The sequence below is a fragment of the Pseudomonas sp. B707 genome (assembly GCF_022496685.1).
Classification (GTDB): Bacteria; Pseudomonadota; Gammaproteobacteria; order Pseudomonadales; family Pseudomonadaceae; genus Aquipseudomonas; species Aquipseudomonas paraglycinae.
The window spans coordinates 43,325-66,694 of the sequence record NZ_WTVE01000029.1 but is presented as its reverse complement, the minus strand read 5'-3'; the positions used below and the strand labels follow the sequence as shown (position 1 = coordinate 66,694).

18 protein-coding genes are annotated in these 23,370 nt (G+C 61.5%); 12 read left to right on the top strand and 6 right to left on the bottom strand.

All coding sequences use genetic code 11. The features are described from left to right. Positions 1-31 precede the first annotated feature (31 nt). Entirely contained in the window at positions 32-1,657 is a 1,626-nt protein-coding gene (locus GQX66_RS18070) for a PvdJ/PvdD/PvdP-like protein (RefSeq protein WP_240870276.1), read from the top strand. A 57-nt stretch (positions 1,658-1,714) separates the two neighbouring features. On the opposite strand, the gene GQX66_RS18065 is transcribed toward GQX66_RS18070, so the two are convergent. The 3 genes from GQX66_RS18065 to GQX66_RS18055 are packed head-to-tail and all read right to left on the bottom strand — an operon-like array spanning position 1,715 to position 6,254. Continuing rightward, positions 1,715-3,109, bottom strand: coding sequence for an efflux transporter outer membrane subunit (locus tag GQX66_RS18065; protein ID WP_240870274.1), 1,395 nt, complete (start codon positions 3,107-3,109; stop codon positions 1,715-1,717). Between the two features lie 7 nt (positions 3,110-3,116). Then, complete coding sequence (locus GQX66_RS18060) at positions 3,117-5,090, bottom strand: MacB family efflux pump subunit (RefSeq protein ID WP_240870272.1); 1,974 nt, start codon at positions 5,088-5,090, stop codon at positions 3,117-3,119. After that, positions 5,091-6,254 carry an efflux RND transporter periplasmic adaptor subunit gene (locus GQX66_RS18055; protein ID WP_240870271.1) on the bottom strand — a complete coding sequence of 388 codons (1,164 nt, stop codon included), beginning with the start codon at positions 6,252-6,254 and terminating at the stop codon, positions 5,091-5,093. A 321-nt stretch (positions 6,255-6,575) separates the two neighbouring features. Here GQX66_RS18055 and GQX66_RS18050 point away from each other — a divergent pair, with 321 nt between their 5' ends. From GQX66_RS18050 to GQX66_RS18020, 7 genes are all read left to right on the top strand, one after another. Further along, complete coding sequence (locus tag GQX66_RS18050) at positions 6,576-7,058, top strand: sigma-70 family RNA polymerase sigma factor (RefSeq protein WP_085747855.1); 483 nt, start codon at positions 6,576-6,578, stop codon at positions 7,056-7,058. Between the two features lie 113 nt (positions 7,059-7,171). Further along, positions 7,172-8,509, top strand: a complete 1,338-nt coding sequence (locus GQX66_RS18045; protein ID WP_240870270.1) for a SidA/IucD/PvdA family monooxygenase — start codon at positions 7,172-7,174, stop codon at positions 8,507-8,509. 589 nt (positions 8,510-9,098) lie between these two features. Beyond that, positions 9,099-11,798, top strand: a complete 2,700-nt coding sequence (mgtA, locus tag GQX66_RS18040) for a magnesium-translocating P-type ATPase (protein WP_129973121.1) — start codon at positions 9,099-9,101, stop codon at positions 11,796-11,798. A 54-nt stretch (positions 11,799-11,852) separates the two neighbouring features. After that, the gene (locus tag GQX66_RS18035; RefSeq protein WP_085607898.1) at positions 11,853-12,569 is read left to right on the top strand and encodes an MgtC/SapB family protein; all 717 of its coding nucleotides are present in this window, start codon (positions 11,853-11,855) and stop codon (positions 12,567-12,569) included. Positions 12,570-12,678: 109 nt separating this feature from the next. Further along, complete coding sequence (locus GQX66_RS18030; protein ID WP_240870265.1) at positions 12,679-13,113, top strand: chemotaxis protein CheY; 435 nt, start codon at positions 12,679-12,681, stop codon at positions 13,111-13,113. 107 nt (positions 13,114-13,220) lie between these two features. Then, a complete protein-coding gene (locus tag GQX66_RS18025; RefSeq protein WP_240870263.1) occupies positions 13,221-13,847 on the top strand; it encodes a response regulator transcription factor in 627 nt (208 codons plus the stop codon). Positions 13,848-13,857: 10 nt separating this feature from the next. Then, positions 13,858-17,076 (top strand): transporter substrate-binding domain-containing protein, encoded by a 3,219-nt coding sequence (locus tag GQX66_RS18020; RefSeq protein WP_240870261.1) that lies wholly within the window; start codon positions 13,858-13,860, stop codon positions 17,074-17,076. Between the two features lie 4 nt (positions 17,077-17,080). Here the strand turns inward: GQX66_RS18020 and dkgB are convergent, their stop codons facing one another. After that, entirely contained in the window at positions 17,081-17,884 is an 804-nt protein-coding gene (gene dkgB / locus GQX66_RS18015; protein WP_085747849.1) for a 2,5-didehydrogluconate reductase DkgB, read from the bottom strand. A 220-nt stretch (positions 17,885-18,104) separates the two neighbouring features. Here dkgB and GQX66_RS18010 point away from each other — a divergent pair, with 220 nt between their 5' ends. Both GQX66_RS18010 and GQX66_RS18005 read left to right on the top strand, forming a co-directional pair. Next, positions 18,105-18,971 carry a pirin family protein gene (locus tag GQX66_RS18010; protein WP_085747924.1) on the top strand — a complete coding sequence of 289 codons (867 nt, stop codon included), beginning with the start codon at positions 18,105-18,107 and terminating at the stop codon, positions 18,969-18,971. A gap of 139 nt (positions 18,972-19,110) precedes the next feature. Next, positions 19,111-20,553 (top strand): mechanosensitive ion channel family protein, encoded by a 1,443-nt coding sequence (locus GQX66_RS18005; protein WP_129973125.1) that lies wholly within the window; start codon positions 19,111-19,113, stop codon positions 20,551-20,553. A gap of 3 nt (positions 20,554-20,556) precedes the next feature. Here GQX66_RS18005 and GQX66_RS18000 read toward each other — a convergent pair whose 3' ends face one another. Next, a complete protein-coding gene (locus GQX66_RS18000) occupies positions 20,557-21,144 on the bottom strand; it encodes a GNAT family protein (RefSeq protein ID WP_127797464.1) in 588 nt (195 codons plus the stop codon). A gap of 118 nt (positions 21,145-21,262) precedes the next feature. Here GQX66_RS18000 and GQX66_RS17995 point away from each other — a divergent pair, with 118 nt between their 5' ends. Together GQX66_RS17995 and GQX66_RS17990 are read left to right on the top strand one after the other, a co-directional pair. Further along, positions 21,263-22,057 (top strand): exodeoxyribonuclease III, encoded by a 795-nt coding sequence (locus GQX66_RS17995; protein WP_085747846.1) that lies wholly within the window; start codon positions 21,263-21,265, stop codon positions 22,055-22,057. A 100-nt stretch (positions 22,058-22,157) separates the two neighbouring features. Beyond that, a complete protein-coding gene (locus tag GQX66_RS17990; protein WP_240870259.1) occupies positions 22,158-22,985 on the top strand; it encodes an arylamine N-acetyltransferase in 828 nt (275 codons plus the stop codon). Between the two features lie 3 nt (positions 22,986-22,988). Here GQX66_RS17990 and GQX66_RS17985 read toward each other — a convergent pair whose 3' ends face one another. Next, on the bottom strand, positions 22,989-23,318 hold the full coding sequence (locus GQX66_RS17985) for a BrnA antitoxin family protein (RefSeq protein WP_085747844.1): 330 nt from the start codon (positions 23,316-23,318) through the stop codon (positions 22,989-22,991). Positions 23,319-23,370 lie beyond the last annotated feature (52 nt).

Below are 23,370 nucleotides of genomic sequence, written 5' to 3'. Positions count from 1 at the left end.
AGCCTGCTTCATGGCTGACACAGGTAGGGCAATGACGATCTCTCGACGCTGGTTCATGGCGGGCATGGCACTCACGGGCGCTGCGCTGCCTGCCGCTTTTTATGCACATCGTGAGCTGACCCGCGAGGAGGAGCCGATCACGCCGGGCGAGGCCACGGTGGATCTGGCGGACACTGCCGGCCAGCAGTTGGCCGACAACCTGCGCGGTGTCTGGGACATCCGTTTCACGGGCGCCGATGCCGGACTCGACGGCCTGCCCCGTGAAGGCCTGGAATTGTTTCTCGATATTGCCCAGCGCGGGCGCGGCTTGCGCGGCTGTCTCGACACCGGCGCGCGGTTGCGGGGCGACGGTTTGCCCCGCTATGACGTCATTGGCGATCTGGTCTCGGGCAATGGCGCGCAGTTGTACTGGCGTCTGATGCGCCCGGACCAGCCACAGGCGCCAGCGGTCTACGAGCTCGATGTCAAACTGGACGAAGTCTGGGCAGCCTTCGGCAATGCCGGTAGCGGCACGTTCACCGGTCAGGTGCTGCGCCTGGATCGGCCGTTGGGTCTGCCGGAGCTCGATAACCGTTTCATCGCCATCAAACGCCGTTTCCCCGAGGCTCGTGAGCGAACCGGTTTGAACCCGACCTTGCTGGCGTGGCTGGTGTCGCCCGAGCATCGCCTGTTTCACCAGCTCTGGCATGCCTCGCGGGACAAGTGGCACAAACTGTCCGAGAAAAAACGCGATGCGTTGCGCGGCATCGGCTGGCAACCCGGCCCGCGTTACAAGGAGCGTGATGCGCGCGGTCCGCGCAAGGATCGCAACGGCTCGGGCATCGACTTTTTCTTCATGCACCGGCATATGCTGGGCACCGCCCGCTCAATGCAGGACTTGCCGTCCTGGTTGAAATTCCCCGCGCCGCAACCGGAGCTCGAGCGTGATCGTCTGGGGTTCGCCCGCTACTTCGACAACCACGACGGCGATGCCTTGCCGCCGACCTGGCTGACGGAAGGCGATGACGAATACACACAGTGGGTCAGCGACATCAAGACGGCCGAGACCTACCACAGCAACTTCCAGGTCTGGGAATCGCAGTACACCGATCCGCGCTATCTCTCGAAGCTGACGCTCGGCCAGTTCGGCTCGGAAGTCGAGCTGGGCCTGCACGACTGGCTGCACATGCGCTGGGCATCGGTGGCCCGTGATCCGTCCAACGATATTCCGGTGCCGATGGCCCGGGATCAGGCTGACTTCGCGGCGCGCTGGTATGCCCCGGAAAACGATTTTCTCGGCGATCCGTTTTCCTCCCATGTGAACCCGGTGTTCTGGCGTTTCCATGGCTGGATCGACGACCGCATCGAAGACTGGTATCGCGCTCACGAACGCTTTCATCCAGGTGAAGTGAGCCGCCTGCAAGTCAATGGCGTCCAATGGTTTGCACCGGGGCGCTGGGTCGAGGTCGATGATCCGTGGCTCGGCCCGGACACCCATGGTTGCAGCACCGTTCCCGGCCTTCAGGCGGGACGTTCGGTGGAGATGGACCCGGAGACCATGAAGCTGGCATTGCGCATCACGTTCGGCGATGAAGACAACATGGCCGACCTGTTCCGCAAAGTGCCGCAGCGGCCGTGGTACGCCAGGCATCTGAAGGTCAAGGGGCGACAACTCTGAAGGCAAAAAAAATCGCAGTGTCGGGCTGCGATTTTTTTGCCTTGAACAAAGCGCTGTTCAGATGACTTGCCAGCCCCCGCCCAGCGCCTTGTACAGCGCAATGCTGGCCTGCAGGCGTGACAGCCGCAGCTGCACGTTCATGTCCTGGGCGGCATACAGCGTGCGTTGAGTCTGCAACACCGTCAGCAGATCCTCGGCGCCGGCCTGATAGCGGCTCTGGGCGATATCGAACGCGGTCTGTGCCTGGCGCAGTTCCTCGCCTTGCCATTGACGCTGTTCATCGAGGCCGCGAATGCTCGTCAGGGCTTTTTCCACGTCCGCAAAGCCATTGATGATTGCGCCGCGATATGCCTCCAGCAATTCTTCCTGGCGCGCCGTGGCCTTGTCGCGTTCGGCACGCAGGCGGCCATTGTTGAAGATCGGTGCCACCAGACCTGACGACAGGTTGTAGAACGTCGTGCGCAGCAGATCCGATGCGAGGTCGGCGCCGGTGCCGAGGCTGGCGGTCAGCGTAACCTTGGGCAGCATGGCGGCGCGGGCGACGGTCACATCGGCCTGGGCGGCGGCCAGTCTGGCTTCGGCGCTGGCGATGTCCGGGCGCCGTTGCAGCAGGTCGCTGGGCACGCCGCTGGCGATGTCCGGCCATTGCAGTTGAGCAAATGCCTGCCGGGGTGTCGGCAGCTCCTGCACCGGTTTGCCGAGCAGCGCGGCCAGGGTAATTAGCGCCTCGCGGGCCTGTTGTTGCACCAACGGCAGTTTGCGCTGTTGTTCGGCGACCAGGCTTTTCTGCTGGGCCAGTTCCAGCGCGGTGGCGCTGCCGGCGTCGTAGCGGGTCTGCACCAGATGCAGAACGCTTTGCGCATTGGTCAGATTGAGTTCGGCGATCCGCGCCTGTTCGCGCAGCGCCAGGGCCTGTGTGTAGCTATTGGCGACGGCACTTTGCAGGGTCAGTTCCACCGTTGAACGGTCGAATTCACTGGCTTGCACACCGAACACCGCGCTGTCCCGGGCGGCGCGTTTGCCGCCCCAGAAATCGATTTCGTAACTGGCGCTCAACTCGGCGTCGTAGTAATCCAGCGAGCGGTTGTCGGGGTTCACGTCGAGCTGGCTGTAGCCTTTGCCGTGCAGGAGTTTCTGGCGATTGGCATTCAGCCCGGCCTTGACCTCGGGCAGCAGCGGCGCACCGGCGATTGTCGCGCTGGCCTGCGCCTGCCTCACTCGGGCGACGGCGGCGGCCAGGTCATGGCTGCCCAGTCGGGCCTGTTCGATCAGATGATCGAGTTCCGTGCTGCCGAAATGCGTCCACCATTGTCGATCGCTTTGGCTGGCGCCGGGATGTTCGGGCGATTGCCAGGCGGGCGGTGGTCGCAGGCCGCTGTCGGGGCGTGGCGCGGGGCTGCCGCACGCCGCCAGCAAAACGCTGGCGGCGAGAAGTGTCAGGTGGGCTTTCATAGGTCGATCATTCACTGGTGAGGGCCTTGACCGGATCGAGCCGGGCGGCCTTGCGGGCAGGCATGAAACCGAAGATGACGCCGGTGGCCAGCGCGCAACCGAAGGCGCCGAACACCGCGATCCACTGGAACGCCATGGCGACGCCGCTGAGTTGCAGCACACCACCGACCAGCATCGCCAGGCTGATCCCGGCAACGCCGCCGACCACCGAGAGCATCACTGCCTCGGTCAGGAACTGGCGCAGGATGTCGCGCTGGCGGGCGCCGGTGGCCATGCGGATGCCGATTTCCCGGGTGCGCTCGCGCACGGTCATGAGCATGATGTTCATCACGCCGATGCCGCCCACCAGCAGGGAAATGGCGGCGATCGCGCCGAGCATCAGCGACAGCGTGCCCTGGGTTCGCGCCTCGGCCTGAATCATGGCGGCGTTGTTGGTCAGCTCGAAATCCTTTTTGCCGTTGTGCCGGCGCAGCATCGATTGCTCGATGGCTTGCTCAGCCTCTTTGACCTTGCGGGCGTCCCGCGCGGCGATGACCACATACTCGGGATTGCGGCTGCCGAACAGGCGCATGCTGGCGGCGGAGTAGGGCACGGCGATCCGGTTGTCACTGTCCGAGTCGCCGGAGCTGGAGCCTTTTTCCGCGAGGACTCCGAGCACCTGGAACGGTACGTTTTCGATCAGGATGTATTGACCGACGGGATCGGCGACATCCTTGAGCAGCTTGTCGCGAACCTTGGTGCCGATCACCGCCACGGCAGCGGCGCTGTCCTCGTCGGCTTGCGTGAAGTAGCTGCCCTGGACCACCGGCCAATTGAAAATGGTCGGGAAATTGGTGTCATTGCCGCCCACGTAACTGGTGTGGTCGGCATTGCCGAAGCGCACGCCGGCGGTCGAGCCGTTGACCGGCATGATGCGCTCCACCTGGGGCAGGGCGGCCAGTTCGGCAACGTCATCGAGGGTGATGATGCCCGGTGGCGTGCGCGGGTTTGGGGCGGCGCCGCTGAGGTAAATGATGTTGGAGCCGAAGGCGCCCATTTGCGCCATCACCTGGCGCTTGCTGCCTTCGCCCACCGCCAGCATCACCACCACGGACGCGACGCCGATGACGATGCCCAGCAGGGTCAGTGCAGTGCGAAAGCGGTTGACCCACATCACCCGCCAGGCCGCTTGCACGGCGTCCACCAATTCGCCTTTCCAGGCGCCGGTCTGGGTGCTGCCGGTGTTCAGGCGCTCACGCAGATCCACAGCTTGCAACGCACCGGAGCCGGAGGCGGGCGAGGGGGGCGATGACGGATCGGCGGTGTCGCTGATGATCAGGCCGTCGCGGATCTCAATGATGCGCTTGGCGCGTTGCGCAACTTCGCGGTCGTGGGTGATGAGAATCACCACATGGCCCTGATCCGCCAGTTCATCGAGCAGGGTCATGACTTCGGCGCCGCTTTGGCTGTCGAGTGCACCGGTGGGTTCGTCGGCGAGAATGATATGACCGCCATTCATCAGCGCACGGGCAATCGATACCCGCTGCTGCTGTCCGCCGGAGAGTTGGTGCGGGCGGTTGGCGGTGCGCCCGGCAAGGCCCAGGCGAGTCAGCAACGCATGGGCTCGGGCGTGGCGTTCGGCGGCCGGTGTGCCTGCGTAGATGGCCGGCATTTCGACGTTTTCCTGGGCCGAACCGGACGGAATCAGGTGATAGCCCTGAAACACGAAGCCGAACGCCTCGCGTCGCAGCCAGGCCAGAGCGTCGGTGTCCAGCCGCGCGACCTCTTCACCGGCAAACAGGTATTCGCCGCTGGTCGGTCGGTCGAGGCAGCCGAGGATGTTCATCAGTGTCGATTTGCCGGAACCGGACGCGCCGACGATCGCCACGAATTCGCCGGCATGAATCGACAGATCTATGCCGCGCAGCACTTCCACCCGCGGACTGTCGCCGCCGCCATAGGCTTTGCGGATCTGCCGCAGGTCAATCAGGGGCGTTTGCATTCAGCCTCCGTTGCCAGTGGCCGGGCTGCTCAGGACATGATCGCCTTCGACAAGTCCTTCAAGAACCTGCGTGCGCAAGCGGTCGCGGATGCCGGTACGGACTTCCCGGGATTGAACCTCGCCATTGGCGGCGACCACCTGCGCCAGTTGCCAGTCCGCGCGAGCGCTGTGTTGCAGGGCGGCGGTGGGCACGGTCAGGGTGTTTTGTGCCTGCTGCGAAACGAAGAACACCTGGGCGGTCATGTCGGTCATCAGGGTGTTATCGGCGTTATCGACATCCAGCAATACCGTGTAAAGCACCACTCGTTCGCTGCCACTGCGACCGCTGGTGGGGCTGGCGCCCTGGCTCTGTTCGAGCGGGCGCGGCGGCACCGGCAGAATCTGCCGTACGGTACTGCTCCAGCGACGGCTGCCGCCGCTGAGGGTGGTGAAGTAAGCGGTCATGCCCGGTTTGACGTGACCGATGTCGGCCTCGGAGACTTCGGCCCACACGGTCATCGGGGAGAGCCGCGCGATCCGCAGAATCAGCGGGGTCTGCTGTTGCGCGTTGAGCGTCTGGCCTTCCCGGGCGCCTACCGCCACCACCGTGCCGGACATCGGCGCATAGATGCGCGTGTAGCCGAGCTCGGCTTCGTCGCTGCGCAGACTGGCTTGCGCCTGGCGGATCTGCGCCTGGAACATGTCAATGCGCGCCTGCGTGGCGCGCACTTCGGCCCGGGCGGTCTGGACGTCTTCCTCGCGGGTGGCGCCGCCGGCGGCGAGTTTTTGCTGGCGCTGGTACTTTTGCTGCGCCAGCTCATGCTGGGCGCGTTGCTCCTGCAACTGCGCCTTGAGGTTCTCGATGGAGAACCGGCCTGCGTCGAGCTTGGCCTTTTGCGTGGACGGGTCGATTTCCACCAGCAACTGGCCTTCCTTGACCACATCGCCGGCCTCGACATGAATTTTCTGGATCTGCCCGGACGCCTGGGCACCGACATCCACATAGCGCCTCGGTTGCAGGGTGCCGAGTGCAGTCACGCTGTTTTCGATATCGCCGCGTGTCACTTGAACGGTGGCGAGGGTCTCGCGGCCCGGCGGCAACACCTGCCATGCAGCAACAGCGATGACAGGGATCAGGCAAAGGGCAACGAACAGGGCGCGTCGGGCGGGGCGGGGACGTTTCATGCAGGGTTCCGGCCAGTGGAATTCGGCCCGTCGTTCAGCAGGTGAACAGGTTCGGTGGGTCGCTGAACGCTGTCGCAAGGCACGACAGACACGGGGAGCTGTCCTGTAAACGATGAATGCGCAAGGGAATTTAAGTGCTCACACACGAAGTTACAGGTTGCCCGGCAGGACTATTTGTCTGGTGAAGAGAATCACTACTTTAAATCTATATGAGAATTACTATAAATTACGCCCCTCAATTTGCCACTATCTTGCTACTGCCCACTGGGCGGTCAGGATCGGGCTCAAGGACAGAAACCGCACCCCACGCGGCCGGGAGTCATGTTGGAAAACTACTATCGCGAATTGGTGTGTTTCCTGAACGCCAAGCTCGGCAACCGCCAGGTCGCCGAAGATGTGGTGCATGACGCTTATGTGCGGGTGCTGGAGCGCTCCAGCGACACGCCGATCGAGCAACCCCGGGCTTTCCTCTACCGCACCGCGCTCAATCTGGTAATCGACGACCATCGGCGCAATGCCCTGCGTCAGGTTGAATCACTGGATGTGCTCGACAGCGAAGAACGCTATTTCACTCCGTCCCCTCACAGTACCTTCGACCACAGTCAGCGCCTGGAGATGCTTCAGCGTGCCCTGGCAGAACTTTCGCCGCTGTGCCGCGAAAGTTTTCTGCTGCGCAAGATCGAAGGTCTGTCGCACCCCGAGATTGCCGAACACCTAGGGATTTCCAAGGCTCTGGTGGAAAAGCACATCGTCAACGCCATGAAGCATTGCCGCCTGCGCATCAAACAATGGGACGCCCATTGAGCCGTCGTCGTTAAATTTTATTTCACTGTCCTCGTTCCTACTCAACAGACGATCTGCTGTCCTGCTCAAGGCCGGTCAGGTCACTCAGGCTTTTCGTCCAGAGGACACTGGAAATGACACAGGCAATTGCATCGCCCATCGTTCACGACCTGATCGGCGTCGGTTTCGGCCCTTCGAACCTGGCGCTGGCCATCGCTCTGCAGGAGCGCGGCCCGACCCAGGGGGAACTGGATGTTCTGTTTCTCGACAAACAACCCAACTACAGCTGGCACGGCAACACCCTGTCGACCCAGAGCGAGTTGCAGATTTCCTTCCTCAAGGATCTGGTGACCCTGCGCAATCCGACCAGCCCGTACTCGTTCGTCAACTACCTCAAGCACCACGGCCGTCTGGTGGACTTCATCAACCTCGGCACCTTCTACCCCTGCCGCATGGAGTACAACGACTACCTGCGCTGGGTCGCCGCGCAGTTCACCGAGCAGAGCCGCTACGGTGAAGAAGTGCTGACCATCGAGCCGGTGCTGCACAACCATCAGGTCGAAGCGCTGCGGGTGATTTCCCGTGATACCGAAGGCCAGCAATTCGTGCGCACCGCGCGTTCGGTGGTGGTCAGCGCCGGTGGTACGCCGCGCATTCCCGAGGCGTTCAAGGCACTGAAGGGCGACGGTCGGGTGTTCCATCACTCGCAATACCTGGCCGAGATGGCCAAGCAGCCGTGCAACAACAACCAGCCGATGAGCATCGCGATCATCGGTGGCGGCCAGAGCGCGGCGGAAGCCTTCATCGACTTGAACGATTCGTTCCCGTCGGTACAGGTCGACATGATCCTGCGCGGCTCGGCCCTGAAACCGGCGGACGACAGCCCGTTCGTCAACGAAGTGTTCTCGCCGGAATTCACCGACCTGATCTTCCAGCAGAAGAGCAGCGAGCGTGAGCGTCTGGTCAACGAGTACCACAACACCAACTATTCGGTGGTCGACATCGACCTGATCGAGCGCATCTACGGCATCTTCTATCGCCAGAAGGTTTCCGGTGTTGCGCGCCATGCGTTCCGCACTCTGACCACGGTCGAGAAAGCCACCGCCACCGAGCGCGGTATCGAACTGACCGTGCGCAACAACGCCACCGGCGAAGTCACCGTGCGTGCCTACGACGCGGTCGTGCTGGCCACCGGTTACGAGCGTCAGATGCATCGCAAACTGCTGGCGCCGCTGGAGGAATACCTGGGCGATTTCGAGGTCGACCGCAATTACCGGCTGATTACCGACGAGCGCTGCAAGGCCGGTCTGTACATGCAGGGCTTCTGCCAGGCCAGCCACGGTCTGAGCGATACGTTGCTGTCGATCCTGCCGGTCCGCGCGGACGAGATTGCCGGCTCGCTGTATGAGCATGGCAAGAACCGTGGGCACAGCCGTTCGGTGATGGACTTGTTGCTGGCGACTGCCAGCTAAGTATCCTTTCAGCCTCCACACTGATCGTTCCCACGCTCTGCGTGGGAATGCCTCAAGGGACGCTCCGCGTTCCAATGGGGCGCAGAGCGTCCCCGGCTGCATTCCCACGCAGAGCGTGGGAACGATCTCGGCGATCTCGGGGGCAATCCTGAACCCTTCCTGAACACCCGCCACATTCCCCGACACACTTCCTTTTGCGGGTTTACTCTCCAGACATCGGGGCGTAAGCTTCGCGCGTTTTCATCAATAGCGGAGACCCACAGTGGGTACTTGTTCGAGTGACAGTTGTCGGCCGGTCCTTGTAACCGGCGGATTCTCGGCAAGATAACGCGCATTCCTTTGTGCCGTTGTCTCGCCGAACAGCGAGCAGCGGCATCCCGATCATGACCGGTCCCGGTCATGTCCCGACGTCCTTCTCATCGACACTGAAAAGCCTGTGAAGTCGACTTTATCGTCGTCATTTGCAGCCCTATCGACACGCCTGTCTTTTCTGACCGGCGCGCCACGCCTTGCCGTGCCGGTTTTCCGGTGCCCGAGACGAGGACGTACCTGCTCGACGGTTTCCCGGCTGACCATAGGGGCAACAGCCATGAAACTTACGCTCAAGGAATTTTTCGCAGGCTTCCTGCGGACCCGCCACATCGCCCGGCATTTCCGTCGCCTGGCCTTGCTGGAAACCCTCAACGACACCACGGTCAGCCGTGAAGTGCCGCCGACTCTCGCCAATACACTGGTGGACGCCGCCCATTGCGACAGCGGCGTGCTGCTGTCGAACCTCGGCACCCACACCGACGGTCTGACCGATTTCGAAGTCGATGTGCTGCGCGCGCAGCATGGCCTCAACGAAGTCGAACACGAGCAACCGCTGCCATGGTGGACCCATCTGTGGCACTGCTACAAAAACCCGTTCAACCTGCTGCTGACCCTGTTGGCGGTGATCTCGTGGCTGACCGAAGACCTCAAGGCCGCCATCGTGATTTTCTCGATGGTGGTGCTGTCGACGCTGCTGCGCTTCTGGCAGGAAAGCAAATCCAACCAGGCCGCCGACGCGCTCAAGGCGATGGTCAGCAACACCGCCACCGTGCTGCGCCGGGATGCGCCGCGTGCTGAACTGCCGATCAAGCAACTGGTGCCCGGCGATCTGATCGTGCTCTCGGCCGGCGACATGATTCCTGCCGATTGCCGGGTGCTCAGCGCCAAGGATCTGTTCGTCAGCCAGGCGGCGATGACCGGCGAATCGATGCCGGTGGAAAAATTCCCGCGTCAGGCCGATCGCGACACGCGCAATCCGCTGGAACTCGACAACATCCTGTTCATGGGCACCAACGTGGTGTCAGGGACGGCGGTGGCGGTGATTCTCACCACCGGCAACAGCACCTATTTCGGTGCGCTGGCACAGCGGGTCGGGGCGACTGATCGCGCGGTGACTTCGTTCCAGCAAGGCGTGAACAAAGTCAGCTGGCTATTGATCCGTTTCATGTTTGTCATGGCGCCGCTGGTGTTGTTCATCAACGGTTTCACCAAGGGCGACTGGACCGAAGCGCTGCTATTCGCGCTGTCGATTGCCGTGGGCCTGACCCCGGAAATGCTGCCGATGATCGTCACCTCGACGCTGGCCAAAGGCGCGGTGTTCCTGTCGCGCAAGAAAGTCATCGTCAAACGACTGGATGCAATCCAGAACTTCGGCGCCATGGACGTGCTGTGCACCGACAAGACCGGCACCCTGACCCAGGACAAGATCTTCCTGGCGCGCAATGTCGACGTCTGGGGCGAAGACTCCGATGACGTGCTGGAAATGGCCTACCTCAACAGCTATTACCAGACCGGCCTGAAAAACCTGCTCGACGTGGCGGTGCTGGAACATGTGGAAATCCACCGTGAGCTGAAGGTTGGCACGGCGTTTCGCAAGGTCGACGAGATCCCGTTCGACTTCAACCGCCGGCGCATGTCGGTGGTGGTGGAAGGGCGCGGCCAGCCGCATCAACTGATCTGCAAGGGCGCGGTGGAGGAGGTTCTGTCGGTGTGCAGCCGGGTGCGTCACGGTGAAGTCGACGAAGCCTTGAGCGATGAATTGCTGGCGAAAATCCGTCAGGTCACCGCAGCATTCAACGCTGAAGGCTTGCGCGTGGTAGCAGTGGCAGCACGGTCGATGCCGGAGGGGCGTGACACTTACAGCCTGGGCGACGAGCAGGAACTGACGCTGATCGGTTACGTGGCGTTTCTCGATCCACCGAAGGAAAGCACCGCCCCGGCACTCAAGGCCCTAGCCGAACACGGCGTGGCGGTGAAAGTGCTGACCGGCGACAACGAGCTGGTGACCGCCAAGATCTGCCGCGAAGTCGGCCTGGCCCAGCAAGGCCTGCTGATGGGCAACGACATCGAGCGCATGAGCGACGCTGAACTGGCCGTGGCGGTGGAAACCACTAACGTGTTCGCCAAGCTGACGCCTTCGCACAAGGAGCGCATCGTGCGCATCCTCAAGGGTAATGGTCACGTGGTCGGGTTCATGGGCGACGGCATCAACGACGCCCCGGCGCTGCGCACCGCAGATATCGGGATTTCCGTGGACAGCGCAGTGGACATCGCCAAGGAAGCGGCCGACATCATCCTGCTGGAGAAGAGCCTGATGGTGCTGGAGGAGGGCGTGCTGGAAGGGCGCCGGACCTTCGCCAACATGCTCAAGTACATCAAGATGACCGCCAGCTCGAACTTCGGCAACGTGTTCTCGGTGCTGGTGGCCAGCGCGTTCATTCCGTTCCTGCCTATGCTGCCGATGCACCTGCTGGTGCAGAACCTGCTGTATGACATTTCGCAGATTGCGATCCCGTTCGACAACGTCGACGACGAGATGCTGAAACAGCCACAACGCTGGCAGCCGGGCGATGTCGGGCGCTTCATGCTGTTCTTCGGTCCGATCAGTTCGATCTTCGACATCACAACGTTCGCCTTGATGTGGTACGTGTTCGATGCCAACACCCCGGATCACCAGACCCTGTTCCAGTCCGGCTGGTTCGTGGTGGGGCTGCTGACCCAGACGCTGATCGTGCACATGATCCGCACGCCGAAGATTCCGTTCCTGCAAAGCCGCGCGGCCATGCCGTTGCTGGTGATGACCGGAATCATCATGGCCGTGGGCATCTTCCTGCCGATGGGGCCGCTGGCGCACTACTTCAAATTGCAGGCGCTGCCGTCGATGTACTTCGTGTTCCTGCCGGTGATCCTGCTGGCGTACATGGCACTGACCCAGGCCGTCAAAGGCTTCTACATCCGCCGCTTCGGCTGGCAGTAACAGGCAAGATTCCCCCCTTGTGGGAGCAAGGGGGGCGGTTTCAAGGAGTTCGACATGCAAGCGATCAACAATCTCAACCTCACCTCATTGCTCGACACTTTGGTCAGCCTCAGTGCGGCGTTCATCCTCGGCGGCCTGATCGGCTTCGAGCGCCAGTACCGGCAACGCACGGCGGGCTTGCGCACCAATGTGCTGGTGGCGGTCGGCGCGGCGATTTTCGTCGACATGGCCAACCGTCTCGCCGGTGCCGAAGGCGCGGTCCGGGTGGTCGCGTATGTGGTCTCCGGCATCGGCTTTCTCGGTGCCGGGGTGATCATGCGCGAAGAGGGCAACGTGCGCGGCCTCAACACCGCCGCCACGCTCTGGACCTCGGCGGCCGTCGGCGCCTGCGCCGGTGCCGACCTGCTGGCCGAAGCGGTGCTGGGCACCTTGTTCGTGCTCGCCGCCAATACCTTGCTGCGGCCGATCGTCAACAACATCAACCGTCAGCCGCTCGATGTGGTCTCGGCGGAAGTCACCAACATCGTCTACGTCATCGCCCGGCGTTCGCAGCAAACGGCCGTGTTCGCCTTGCTTGAAGCCGAGCTCGAACGCAGCAACTACCCGGCCAGTGACGTCGATGTGCACGCCTTCGGGGCCGATGAAATCGAGATCGAAGCGACGCTGGCGACCACTTCGGTGGACGGCGATGAGCTGGATGCACTGGTGAAGCGGATTTCCACTTCAAGCCTGGTGGTGCAGGCTTTCTGGAGTCCGAGCACTACGGAATAAAGCGTTCAATGCGGATGAATGACGGTGTTTTTCGGAAAAGTCCTACAGAGTGCGCCTCGGCGCTTGGGTAGTCTTGCCGCCACTTGAAGCAACTTCCCGGACTTCCACGTTGACCGACAAGACCCTGCGCATCCTGATCGCCGACCCGCAGCATTTTCACCGGATGAAGATCGAACGAATGTTCAACGACCTCGATTACTACCGTATTGCACCGGTGCAAAACCTTGCCGAACTGCTGACGCTGGTCGACTACGGCTGTCAGCCGTTCGATGTCCTGGTGATCAACGCCGAACTGGCGGTCGGGATCGCGGATCTTCGCGGTTTCCTGTTTGACCATCCGCAAATCCGGCGGGCGCTGGTCTATGGTGAGCCGGCGGATTCTTCAGGTGTTCCCCGGCAATTCGGGGCAAAGATCATCACCAGTCCTGCGCCGTTGCCATCCATCCGAGCCATCGAGCAGTTGATGACCTCAGTCGAGGCATCGCTTGGGCGCTCTTCGCGTGTTCGATCACAGATCGGTCTGGCGCACAACTGTCAGATCTGACAGGTGAAGCAACGTGCACAGCGTGTAACAGTTGTGGCGCAGCTACCAATAGTCCCGTTCATGCAAGATCGGTGGCGTCATGTCATGTATTCGCCCCGGGAGTGTTCATGGGTTCAGCATTGATCGTCGATGATCATCCCGTTGTGGTCAGTGCCGTTCGCCTGGTTCTGGAGTCGCTCGGCTACAAGCCGGTTTATGTCACCTCGGACAGTAGTGAGGTGGTGTCGTTGGTCCGTTTACACGAGCCGGATCTCATGGTGCTCGATCTGAACTTACCAGGTCCGGGTGGCCTGGAAACGCTGGAGCACCTAAAGAAAGTCGGACTGTCCTGTAAAGTCGTGGTTTTCTCCACTGCCAATCCCGATCAATTTCTGATGCGTTGCCGGCGAGCCGGTGCGATGGCCTTCGTCACCAAATCCGCCGAATTGCAGCAGCTGCAGAGTGCGATCAAGGCTGTCCGCGCGGGCTATAGCTATTTCCTGGACTTGCCGAACGTCACCGCAGGGCAGACTGAGTTGCACAGTGATGAAGGCAAGCTGATCGCGTCGCTGTCCGATCGCGAGTTGCAAATCCTGATAGAGCTGGCGCGAGGCATATCGAACAAGCAGATTGCCGAGGATATGAACCGAAGTCACAAAACCATCAGCACCTACAAGACCCGCTTGATGCTCAAGCTCGGGATCAAGTCGTCGGTGGTACTGCGAGAGTTTGCCATTCGCAACCATTTGCTCTGAGAGGATCCCCATGATGAGCCTTTTGCGATGCGTCCTGCTGCTGATGCTGCTTGCGGGCACAGCGCAGGCGGCGACTAGCGCGCAAAGGCTGGAAATAGTCTCCCGCACCCGTCTGGAAGGCGTGCAGGTCCGCCTTGATGAGCAGGATAAACAGTGGCTGAGCGCCAACCCGGTATTGCGCATCGGCGCCTCCTGGCCGGATTACCCGCCGTTTGAGTTGACCCGCAAACGCCATGAACTGGAAGGTCTTACGGCCGATTACGCCGACGCGATTGCACAGATTTTGAACATCGGCGTCGAAGTCTGGTGCTATCCCGACCGCGCAAGCGCCATGGCTGCGCTCGTGGCTGGTAAAGTGCACCTTCTGGGCACGTCGAACAAGTTTGAAGACGCTAATCCTCGCCTGATGCTGTCCCGTGCCTACGCTGAAGATCAGCCGATGTGGGTCACTCGGATCGACAATCCGTTGCCTGGCGATCTGGCTGGCAAGCGCATTGCCATGGTGGACGACTACCTGCCAGCCTCGACCATCGAAGAGGCTTACCCGCAAGCTTCCCTGCAGCGTTATCGATCGATTCTCGATGCCCTCGGCGCTGTCGCGTTCGGTCGGGATGATCTGTACCTGGGCGACTTCATCAGCGCCAGTTACCTGATCAACACCCATTTTCACAACGACTTGCAACTGGCCGGGCCTTCGGGCCTTGATGCCAACCCTTTCGGCTTTGCCCTGGCCCGCAGCAACCCGCGTTTGAAACGTCTGGTCGACAAGGCCCTGCTGGCCATTCCCATGGAGCAGCGCCTGGCCATGGAGCTGCGCTGGAGCGCCGGTCGCGCCGACATGGCGGCGCAGTCGCGGGTGAGCCTGAGCGACAGCGAGCAACAATGGCTGGATCAGCATCCGGTGATACGGGTCGGCGCTGTCGATGATTTTGCCCCGCTGACATACTTTGACGCCGATGGCCGTTTCAGTGGTCTGGCCGCTCAATTGCTCAACCTGATCAGTCAGCGCAGCGGCCTGACCTTCGAGGTGGTGCGCGGTCAAACTCTGGATCATCAGGTCGAGCAGCTCAAAAGCGGTGAGCTGGACCTGTTGCCGGTGATGACACCGAGCCGCGAGCGCGAAACTGCAATGCTGTTCACTCGGTCGTACGTGAACAGCCCCTTTGTGCTCATTACCGACTCGAAGGCGCAGGCTCCGCGCAGTCTGGACGACATGGCGGGTAAACGTCTGGCGCTTTATCGCCGTAGTCCGTTGCACGATTATCTGCTGGAGAACGTGCCGCAGATCCGCCTGATCGAGTTGCCAAGTCCGGCCGACGGCACGCAGGCGCTGCTCGACGGCAAGGCTGACGCGACATTGAGTTCGTTGCTGGTGGCGCGCTACCAGATCGATCACCAGTACCGCGATCGTTTGCGGATTGTCTCCACGCTGGGTGATTTGCCGGCGCGGGTTGCCATGGCGACGTCGCTTGAGGCCCCGCAGCTGCAATCGATTCTGAACAAGGCACTGCTGAGCATCGCACCCCAGGAAATCGACGGACTGGTCGCGCGTTGGAGTCGTAACGTGGTGCTGCAAGACAGCTATTGGCAGCGTCATCAAACGCAAATACTGCGCGGGTTTGCAGTGGCGGCAGGGCTGTTGCTGTTGGCGTTGGGCTGGATCGGCTTTCAGCGTCGGCAGATCCGCCAGCGCCAGCAATGGCTACGGCAATTGCAGGAGGCCAAGGACGCAGCCGATGAAGCCAATCGCGCCAAGAGCACGTTTCTGGCGACCATGAGCCATGAAATCCGCACACCGATGAACGCCCTGATCGGCATGCTCGAACTGGCCCTCAAGCGTGCCGATGAAGGCGTGACCGATCGCCAGGCGATCGAGGTGGCGTCCAGCGCCGGGCAGCAACTGCTGGCATTGATCGGCGATATTCTCGACATCGCACGCATCGAGTCCGGGCATCTGTCGCTGGCCCCCGAGCGCGTCAATCTGCATGAAGTGGTGGCGTCGGTGTGTCGGATTTTCGAAGGCCTGGCCCGGCAGAAACAATTGTTGTGGCATGTAGAAATGGATGAGCGCAGCAACGTCGTGGTGATGCTCGATCCCCTGCGGTTCAAACAAGTGCTGTCGAACCTGCTGAGCAATGCAATCAAGTTCACCGAGGACGGCGAGGTGAGCCTGCGCCTGCGCGTGTTCGGCGAACAGGACGGGCTGATTGAAGCGGGCGTGATCATCGAAGACAGTGGCCGAGGGATCAGCGCCGAGGATCAGCAGCGGTTGTTCCGCCCGTTTGTGCAGGTCGGCGATCATCAGTCTGTGGCGCATGGCGGTTCTGGTCTGGGGCTGGTGATCAGCCGCAACCTGTGCCGGATGATGGGCGGTGATTTGTGGATGACCAGCGAACCGAGAAGGGGCACTCAGGTCATGCTGCGAATGGAACTGCCGGTGCTGGCGCCGCTTGCGCAAGAGGCTGCGCCGGCGCCAGCGGCGACGATGGTTAATTCGCTGAGCGTGCTGGTGGTGGATGACCATCCGGTGAATCGCCTGCTGCTGTGTCGGCAGTTGAGTGAACTCGGGCATCGTGCCGTTGACGCCGGTGGCGGTGAGGAGGGGCTGGCGCTTTGGCGCGGGCACGCCTTCGATGCACTGATCACCGACTGCAACATGCCGGGGCTCAACGGTTACGAGCTGACGCGAGCGGTGCGTCAGGAAGAGGCCGCGACGGGCAGGGCGCCTTGTCTGATCCTCGGATTTACCGCCAATGCGCAGATGGAAGAGAAGCAGCGATGCCGGGCGGCCGGGATGGACGATTGCCTGTTCAAGCCGGTGCTGCTGCGTGAATTGAGCCAGGCGCTGATGGCCGCCGCATCCGGGGGAGCGCCAGTCGAGAGCGTAGACGATCCGGCAGTGGCCGAATTCGATCTGAGTGCGCTGTTGCAACTGGCGGGTGCGGACAACCCGCTGATCGGGCAATTGCGTGAGGAAGTACTGAATAGTCTGCGCATCGACCTGAAGCGTCTGGATGATTCGGGCCGTAAAAGTGATCGCGCAGATTTACGTGATCTGGCGCATCACGTCACAGGCGGGGCGCACATGATCGGTGCCGAACGCGTGGTTTCGGCGTGTCGGGTGCTCGAACAGGCTTGCCGTGACGATGAGCCCGAAGCGGCATTGACGACCGCCATCGAATTGCTGCGCGTGGCCATGCACGACCTCGCGCAGCAGCTTCAGGCCTGATCGGTCAATCCCACTGCGGCGCGATGCCTTTGGGGCTGGTCAGGCGATGGCCGCGATCCAGTGTGGCGATCCGCGCCATGTCGGCGTCGCTCAGGATCAGCGCCGTGGCGCCGAGGTTGCCTTGCAGGTTGGCGCGCTTGGTCGACGACGGAATCACCGCGTAACCCGATTGCATCGCCCACGCCAGGGTGACCTGCGCCGGGGTGGCTTGCAGACGCTCGGCGATCTGCACGATCAGCGGATCCTTCAACACTTCGCCATAGGCCAGGGTCATGTACGACGTGATCTGGATGCCCTGACTCTGGGCGAATTCCACGACCTTGCGGTTTTGCAGGTACGGGTGCAATTCGATCTGATTGGTAGCGATATTTTCCGCGCCGACCGCAGCAATCGCCTGTTTCATCAGGTCGATGGTGAAGTTGGACACGCCGATCTGTCGGGTCAGGCCCAGGCGTTTGGCTTCCATCAGCGCGCCCATGAACTCTTCGACCGGCACTTGATCTTCCGGCGATGGCCAGTGGATCAGCGTCAGGTCGAGGTAATCGGTCTGCAGCTTTTGCAGGCTCTCCTTGAGGCTTTCGATCAGACGATCCTTGGCGAAGTTGGCGATCCAGATCTTGCTGGTGATGAACAGCTCTTGGCGGGCGATGCCGCTGGCAGCGATGGCCTCGCCAACGTCGGCTTCGTTTTCGTAGATCTGAGCGGTGTCGATGACCCGGTAACCGAGCTCAAGGGCAGTGCTCACCGAATCGATGACCACCTGACCTTGCAGGCGAAACGTACCAAGACCGAAAGCGGGAAGAGACATGCAGGACTCCAGGGTTGCAGTGGGAATGGGCAGGAGTATCCGCGTCTGATTCCTCGGAAAAAACCGCTGTCGGGGCAAAGTACTGTTGACTGAAAGTCACGAATCACCGCAATCGGTATCGTTCCACCAATAGAACGATGAGGACGGTTTTGGCTGACTAGTACTAAATACGTGGCGAATTTATGATCGCTCCATGATCAACCTGATGACGGAGTCCACCATGAAAAACCTTATCGGTATCTACACCAGCCCTCGCGGCCACTGGGTCGGCGATGGGTTTCCGGTGCGTACCCTGTTTTCCTACGACAACCTGGGCAAGCACGTCAGCCCGTTCCTGCTGCTGGACCACGCCGGCCCCGCGCAATTCACCCCGACCACCGAACGCCGTGGCGTGGGCCAGCATCCGCACCGTGGCTTCGAAACCGTGACCATCGTTTACGAAGGCGAAGTGCAGCACCGCGACTCCACCGGCAGTGGCGGCACCATCGGCCCGGGCGATGTGCAATGGATGACGGCGGCTTCCGGAATCCTGCATGAGGAATTCCATTCGGAAAACTTCGCTCGAACCGGCGGCAACCTGGAAATGGTGCAGCTGTGGGTGAATCTGCCGGCCAAGGACAAAATGGCCGCGCCGGGTTACCAGACCATTCTGGACAGTGAGATTCCGAATATCGCGCTCAAGGATGGCGCCGGCAGCCTGCGTCTGATCGCCGGTGAGTTCGACGGTCACAAGGGCCCATCCCGCACGTTCACGCCTATCGATGTGTGGGATCTGCGGCTGAACACCGGCAAGTTGCTCTCGCTCGATCTGCACGAAGGCCGCAACACCGCACTGGTGGTGTTAAAGGGTTCGGTACAGATCAACGGTGGGGAGTCGATGCGTGAAGGTCAGTTGGCGCTGTTCGAGCGTGATGGCGATCGCATCACCCTCGAAGCCAGCCAGGACGCAGTGGTGCTGCTGCTTAGCGGCGAGCCGATCGACGAGCCGATCGTCGGCCACGGCCCGTTCGTGATGAACACCGAGCAGGAAATCCATCAGGCTTTCGCCGACTTCCAGTCCGGCCGTTTCGGCCAGATGCACGGCTGAAAATCCCGGCAGGTGCCACGTGCGCCTGCCGGTTTTTTTCGAGCGCGTTCGGTGGCGCTCATCCCGCCAAATCAATTACTCCTACACTGAGCCCAATCTGTGCGATCTTCTCGCGACTGGCCCCTGTCGGAGTTGTTTGATGCTGTCTCTGCTCACCGATCATCCGTTGTTTTGCGCCTTGATCCTGATCCTGATCGATCTCGGTCTGTGGCGTCTGATCAGCTCCCACGGCAGTTCGTGGAAACTGTTGGTGCGGGTGCTGATTTTTGCCCTGTTCAGCATTTTGCTGTTCAACGAAGGGCTCAATCCGATGGAGCCTGCGCCGTGGGCCGACAACGTGCCGTTGCACCTGGCGGCGACCGGGCTGCAGATCGGCTGGTGGCTGTTCGGCGCGCGGACCCTGACGGTGTTGATCGGCGCGGTGATGATGCAGCGGGTCGGGCACACCGGGCGGCTGTTGCAGGATCTGCTGGGCGCGGTGATCTTCCTGATTGCGATCATCGCGGCGCTGGCCTACGTGCTGGACCTGCCGGTCAAAGGCGTGCTGGCGACGTCCGGGGCGTTGGCGATCATCGTCGGTCTGGCGTTGCAGAGCACTTTGAGTGACGTGTTTTCCGGGATCGTGCTCAACACCACCAAGCCTTATCAACTGGATGACTGGATCTCCATCGACGGCACCGAAGGCCGGGTCACCGACATCGACTGGCGCGCCACGCGGCTGCAAACCAGTCAGGGCAGCATGGCGGTGATTCCCAACTCGCTGGCGGCCAAGGCCAAGATCATCAACTTCAGCCGGCCGAGCAATATGTTCGGGGTTGCCGTCAGCGTGCAGGTCAGTCCCCATGCTCGGCCCAGCTCGGTGATTGATGCCCTGGAGCGGGCGATGCAGGGTTGCCGCCAATTGCTGGAGAGCCCCGCGCCGAGCGTTGCGCTGAAGAACTCCAGCAGTGCCGGCACCGAATATGAAATCAGCGGGTTTGTCGCCTCGATGAGCGAAAAACGTGTGGTGCGCAATCAGCTGTTCGACCTGGCGTACCGACACCTGCAAGCGTCCGGGGTCAATCTGCTGTCGAGCGATGAGCCCGGCGTGCCGAGCAATCTCTCAAGGCCACGGGCGTTGCTCGACAGCTCGCCGATTTTCTCCACCCTGCGTCAGGAGGAGAAAGAAACCTTCAGCCAGAACATGACCCTGCAGACTTTCCGTGCCGGCGAGGTGATTCTTGCGGGCGGCGAGGTCAGCGATCACCTGTTCATCATCGAATCCGGCGTGGTCTCGGTGACGCTCAAACGCCACGGCACACCGTTCGAGTCTGGGCGGATGGGCCCGGGCGAAGTGATCGGCGAGGCGGGGATTCTGTCCGATACATCATTGCCGGCCGACTTCTCCGCCAAGACCTTCTGCGCGCTGTACCGCATCGAGAAGTCTTATCTCAAGCCGTGCCTGGACGCCCGTCACGACATCAACGACGCGATGCAGGCGTTGCTCGATTTCCGTCTGCACAAGGCGCAATCCCTGACCGAAGAAACGCCGGTAGCGGCGCCGAAGAAAGGCTTCCTGCAATGGCTGCGCAATCGCGTCTGACCGTCAGCGCAGTCCGTAGTCCGCCAGTTTGCGTTCCAGGTTCAGGCGCACTTGCGGCCATTCGTCATCGATGATGCTGAAGCGCACCGAGTTGCGCTTGCGGCCGTCTGGCATGATGCGTTCGTGGCGGACGATGCCTTCCTGCTGCGCGCCGAGCCGCAGGATCGCATTGCGCGACTTCTGGTTGTTTTCGTCGGTGGTGAATTGTACTCGCACGCAATCGAGCACCTCGAAGGCGTGGCGCAGCATCAGGTACTTGGCTTCGGTGTTGACGAAGGTCTTCTGAAAGCGTGCCGAGATCCAGCTGCTGCCGATCTCCAGCTTGCGGTTGAGCGGGTCGATCTTCCAGAAGCGGGTCGAGCCGATCACTTCGCCGGTTTCCTTCAGCACGATGACAAACGGCATGACCGTCCCAGCCTCACGGCCGTCGAGGGCCTTTTTCAGGTAAGCGTCGACGGTGGTGGCCGACGGCACCACGGTGACCGTGAGGTTCCACAGTTCCCCGTCGGCAGCCGCGTGGAGCAGGGCATCGGCGTCGGTGTATTGAAGCGGGCGCAGGATGATGCCCTGACCTTGCAACGTGGTTTGCATATGGGGATTCTCGGCGGATCGGGCGAGGGCTTATTACGCCGTACTGGATGGATCAGACGCAACCGTCGCGGTGGGTGGATGTCACAGTTTTTATCGGTCAATGGCAGGAATCCGGACGATGAAAAAAATGCGCATTGCCACGTTCAACGTCAACGGCTTGCGGGCTCGACTGCCGAATCTGCTGGAATGGCTCAGGCGCGAGCAGCCGGACATCGCCTGCTTGCAGGAGCTGAAACTGGTGGACAGCGCGTTTCCTGCCGCCGATCTGGAGGCCGCCGGTTATGGCGCCATCTGGCACGGACAGGCGTCATGGAACGGCGTGGCGATTCTTGCCCGCGATGCGCAACCGCTGGAGAGCCGGCGCGGCCTGCCCGGCGATCCCGACGATAAACACAGCCGCTACCTCGAAGCGGCGGTGCATGGAGTGCTGGTGGGGTGCCTGTACCTGCCCAATGGCAACCCGCAACCGGGGCCGAAGTTCGACTACAAACTGGCCTGGTTCGAACGCCTGATCAAATACGCCCGGGATTTGCAAAGCAGCGATCATCCGGTGGTACTGGCCGGCGATTACAACGTGGTGCCTACCGATCTGGATATCTACAACACCCGTTCGTGGCTCAAGGATGCGTTGTTGCAACCGGAGAGCCGCGAGTGCTATCAGCGCCTGCTGGATCAGGGCTGGACCGATTCGTTGCGGCATCTGTATCCCGAAGATCGGCTGTACACCTTCTGGGATTATTTCCGCCAACACTGGCAGAAGAACTCCGGGCTGCGGATCGACCATCTGCTGCTCAATCCAAAGCTGAGCCCCTATCTGCACGAGGCCGGTGTGGATGCCTGGGTGCGCAACGAACCGCATGCCAGCGACCATGCGCCGACATGGATTCGCATCGATTCGCGTAAAAGGCGCTAGCAGGTGATTGGTTAATTCAATTGTCGATTCGATGCCCGGATCCCGTATACATGGCGACCATCGGCGGAACGATCCGCGCCCCATGCAAAAGGACCCAGCCATGAGCGAGCCACGCCTGACGAATCTGAAACAGTACCTGCAACGCCTGGGATTCGATGCGCCTCCGGCACCGACACTTGAAACCCTGCGCTCGTTGCAACTGCGTCATACCGGCGCCTTTCCTTTCGAAAACCTGTCGACGCTCAGTGGCGAGCCCGTCCTGATCGATCTGCCGTCCATCGAACGCAAAGTCTTTAATGACGCCCGTGGCGGTTACTGCTACGAGCTGAACAACCTGTTTCTGGCCTTGCTGCTGGAGCTGGGGTTCGATGCGCGGGGGATCAGCGGGCGCGTGGTCATGAATCAGCCCGAGGGCAGCTGGACGGCGCGCACTCATCGCTTGAGCCTGATGACCATTGACGACGTGCGCTACATCACCGACGTCGGCTTCGGCGGCATGGTGCCGACCGCGCCACTGGTGCTCGATACCGACGCCGAGCAATCCACGCCGCACGAACCGTATCGCATCGAAGTGCAGGCCGATGGCTACATGCTGCGGGCCAAGGTTGCTGGCGAATGGCGGCCGATGTACCTGTTCGACCTGCAGCGCCAGGAAGACATCGATTACACCCTCGGCAACTGGTACGTCTCGACTCACCCGGACTCGCCATTTGCCCAGCGCCTGATGGTGGCGCGTACGGGCGACGGCTGGCGGCGCACCTTGAACAACGGCAGTTTCGCGATCCATCGCATGGGCGCCGAGAGCGAGCGGCGTGAAGTGACGGATGTCGATGAACTGATCGAATTGCTGGAACGGGAGTTCGGCCTGCACTTGCCGCACCAGCCCGGTGCACGAGAGGCTCTGGCGCGCTTGATTCAGCCAGTTTGAACGCTACGGTTTGACGTCCGGTTCCAGCACCCGCCGGATCTCGTTCACGGCCGCCGACAGTTTTTTCTCAAGGCTCTTGAGGTCGGTGGCGGTGATGCCTTGCTTGAATGGCCCGCTGGAATGTTCGAGTTCCTCGGTAGCGCCGCGGCTGTTAAGCAATGCGTGGCGCAGGGTGTTGTTGATGACCGTCTGATAGCCAAACCCCTCGCTTTCAGCGACCTCGCGCGCGGCTTCGATCACCGCGTCATCGAGCATGATGGTGATGCGCGTTTTACCCTTGGTGGGAGCAATGGCGCCGCGTTTACCGTCGCTGAAATTGTATTCATCTTTCATTGATCACCTCTGCACAAAGTGCCATCGCTCGCTGGGCTCGAATGCGTTGGCA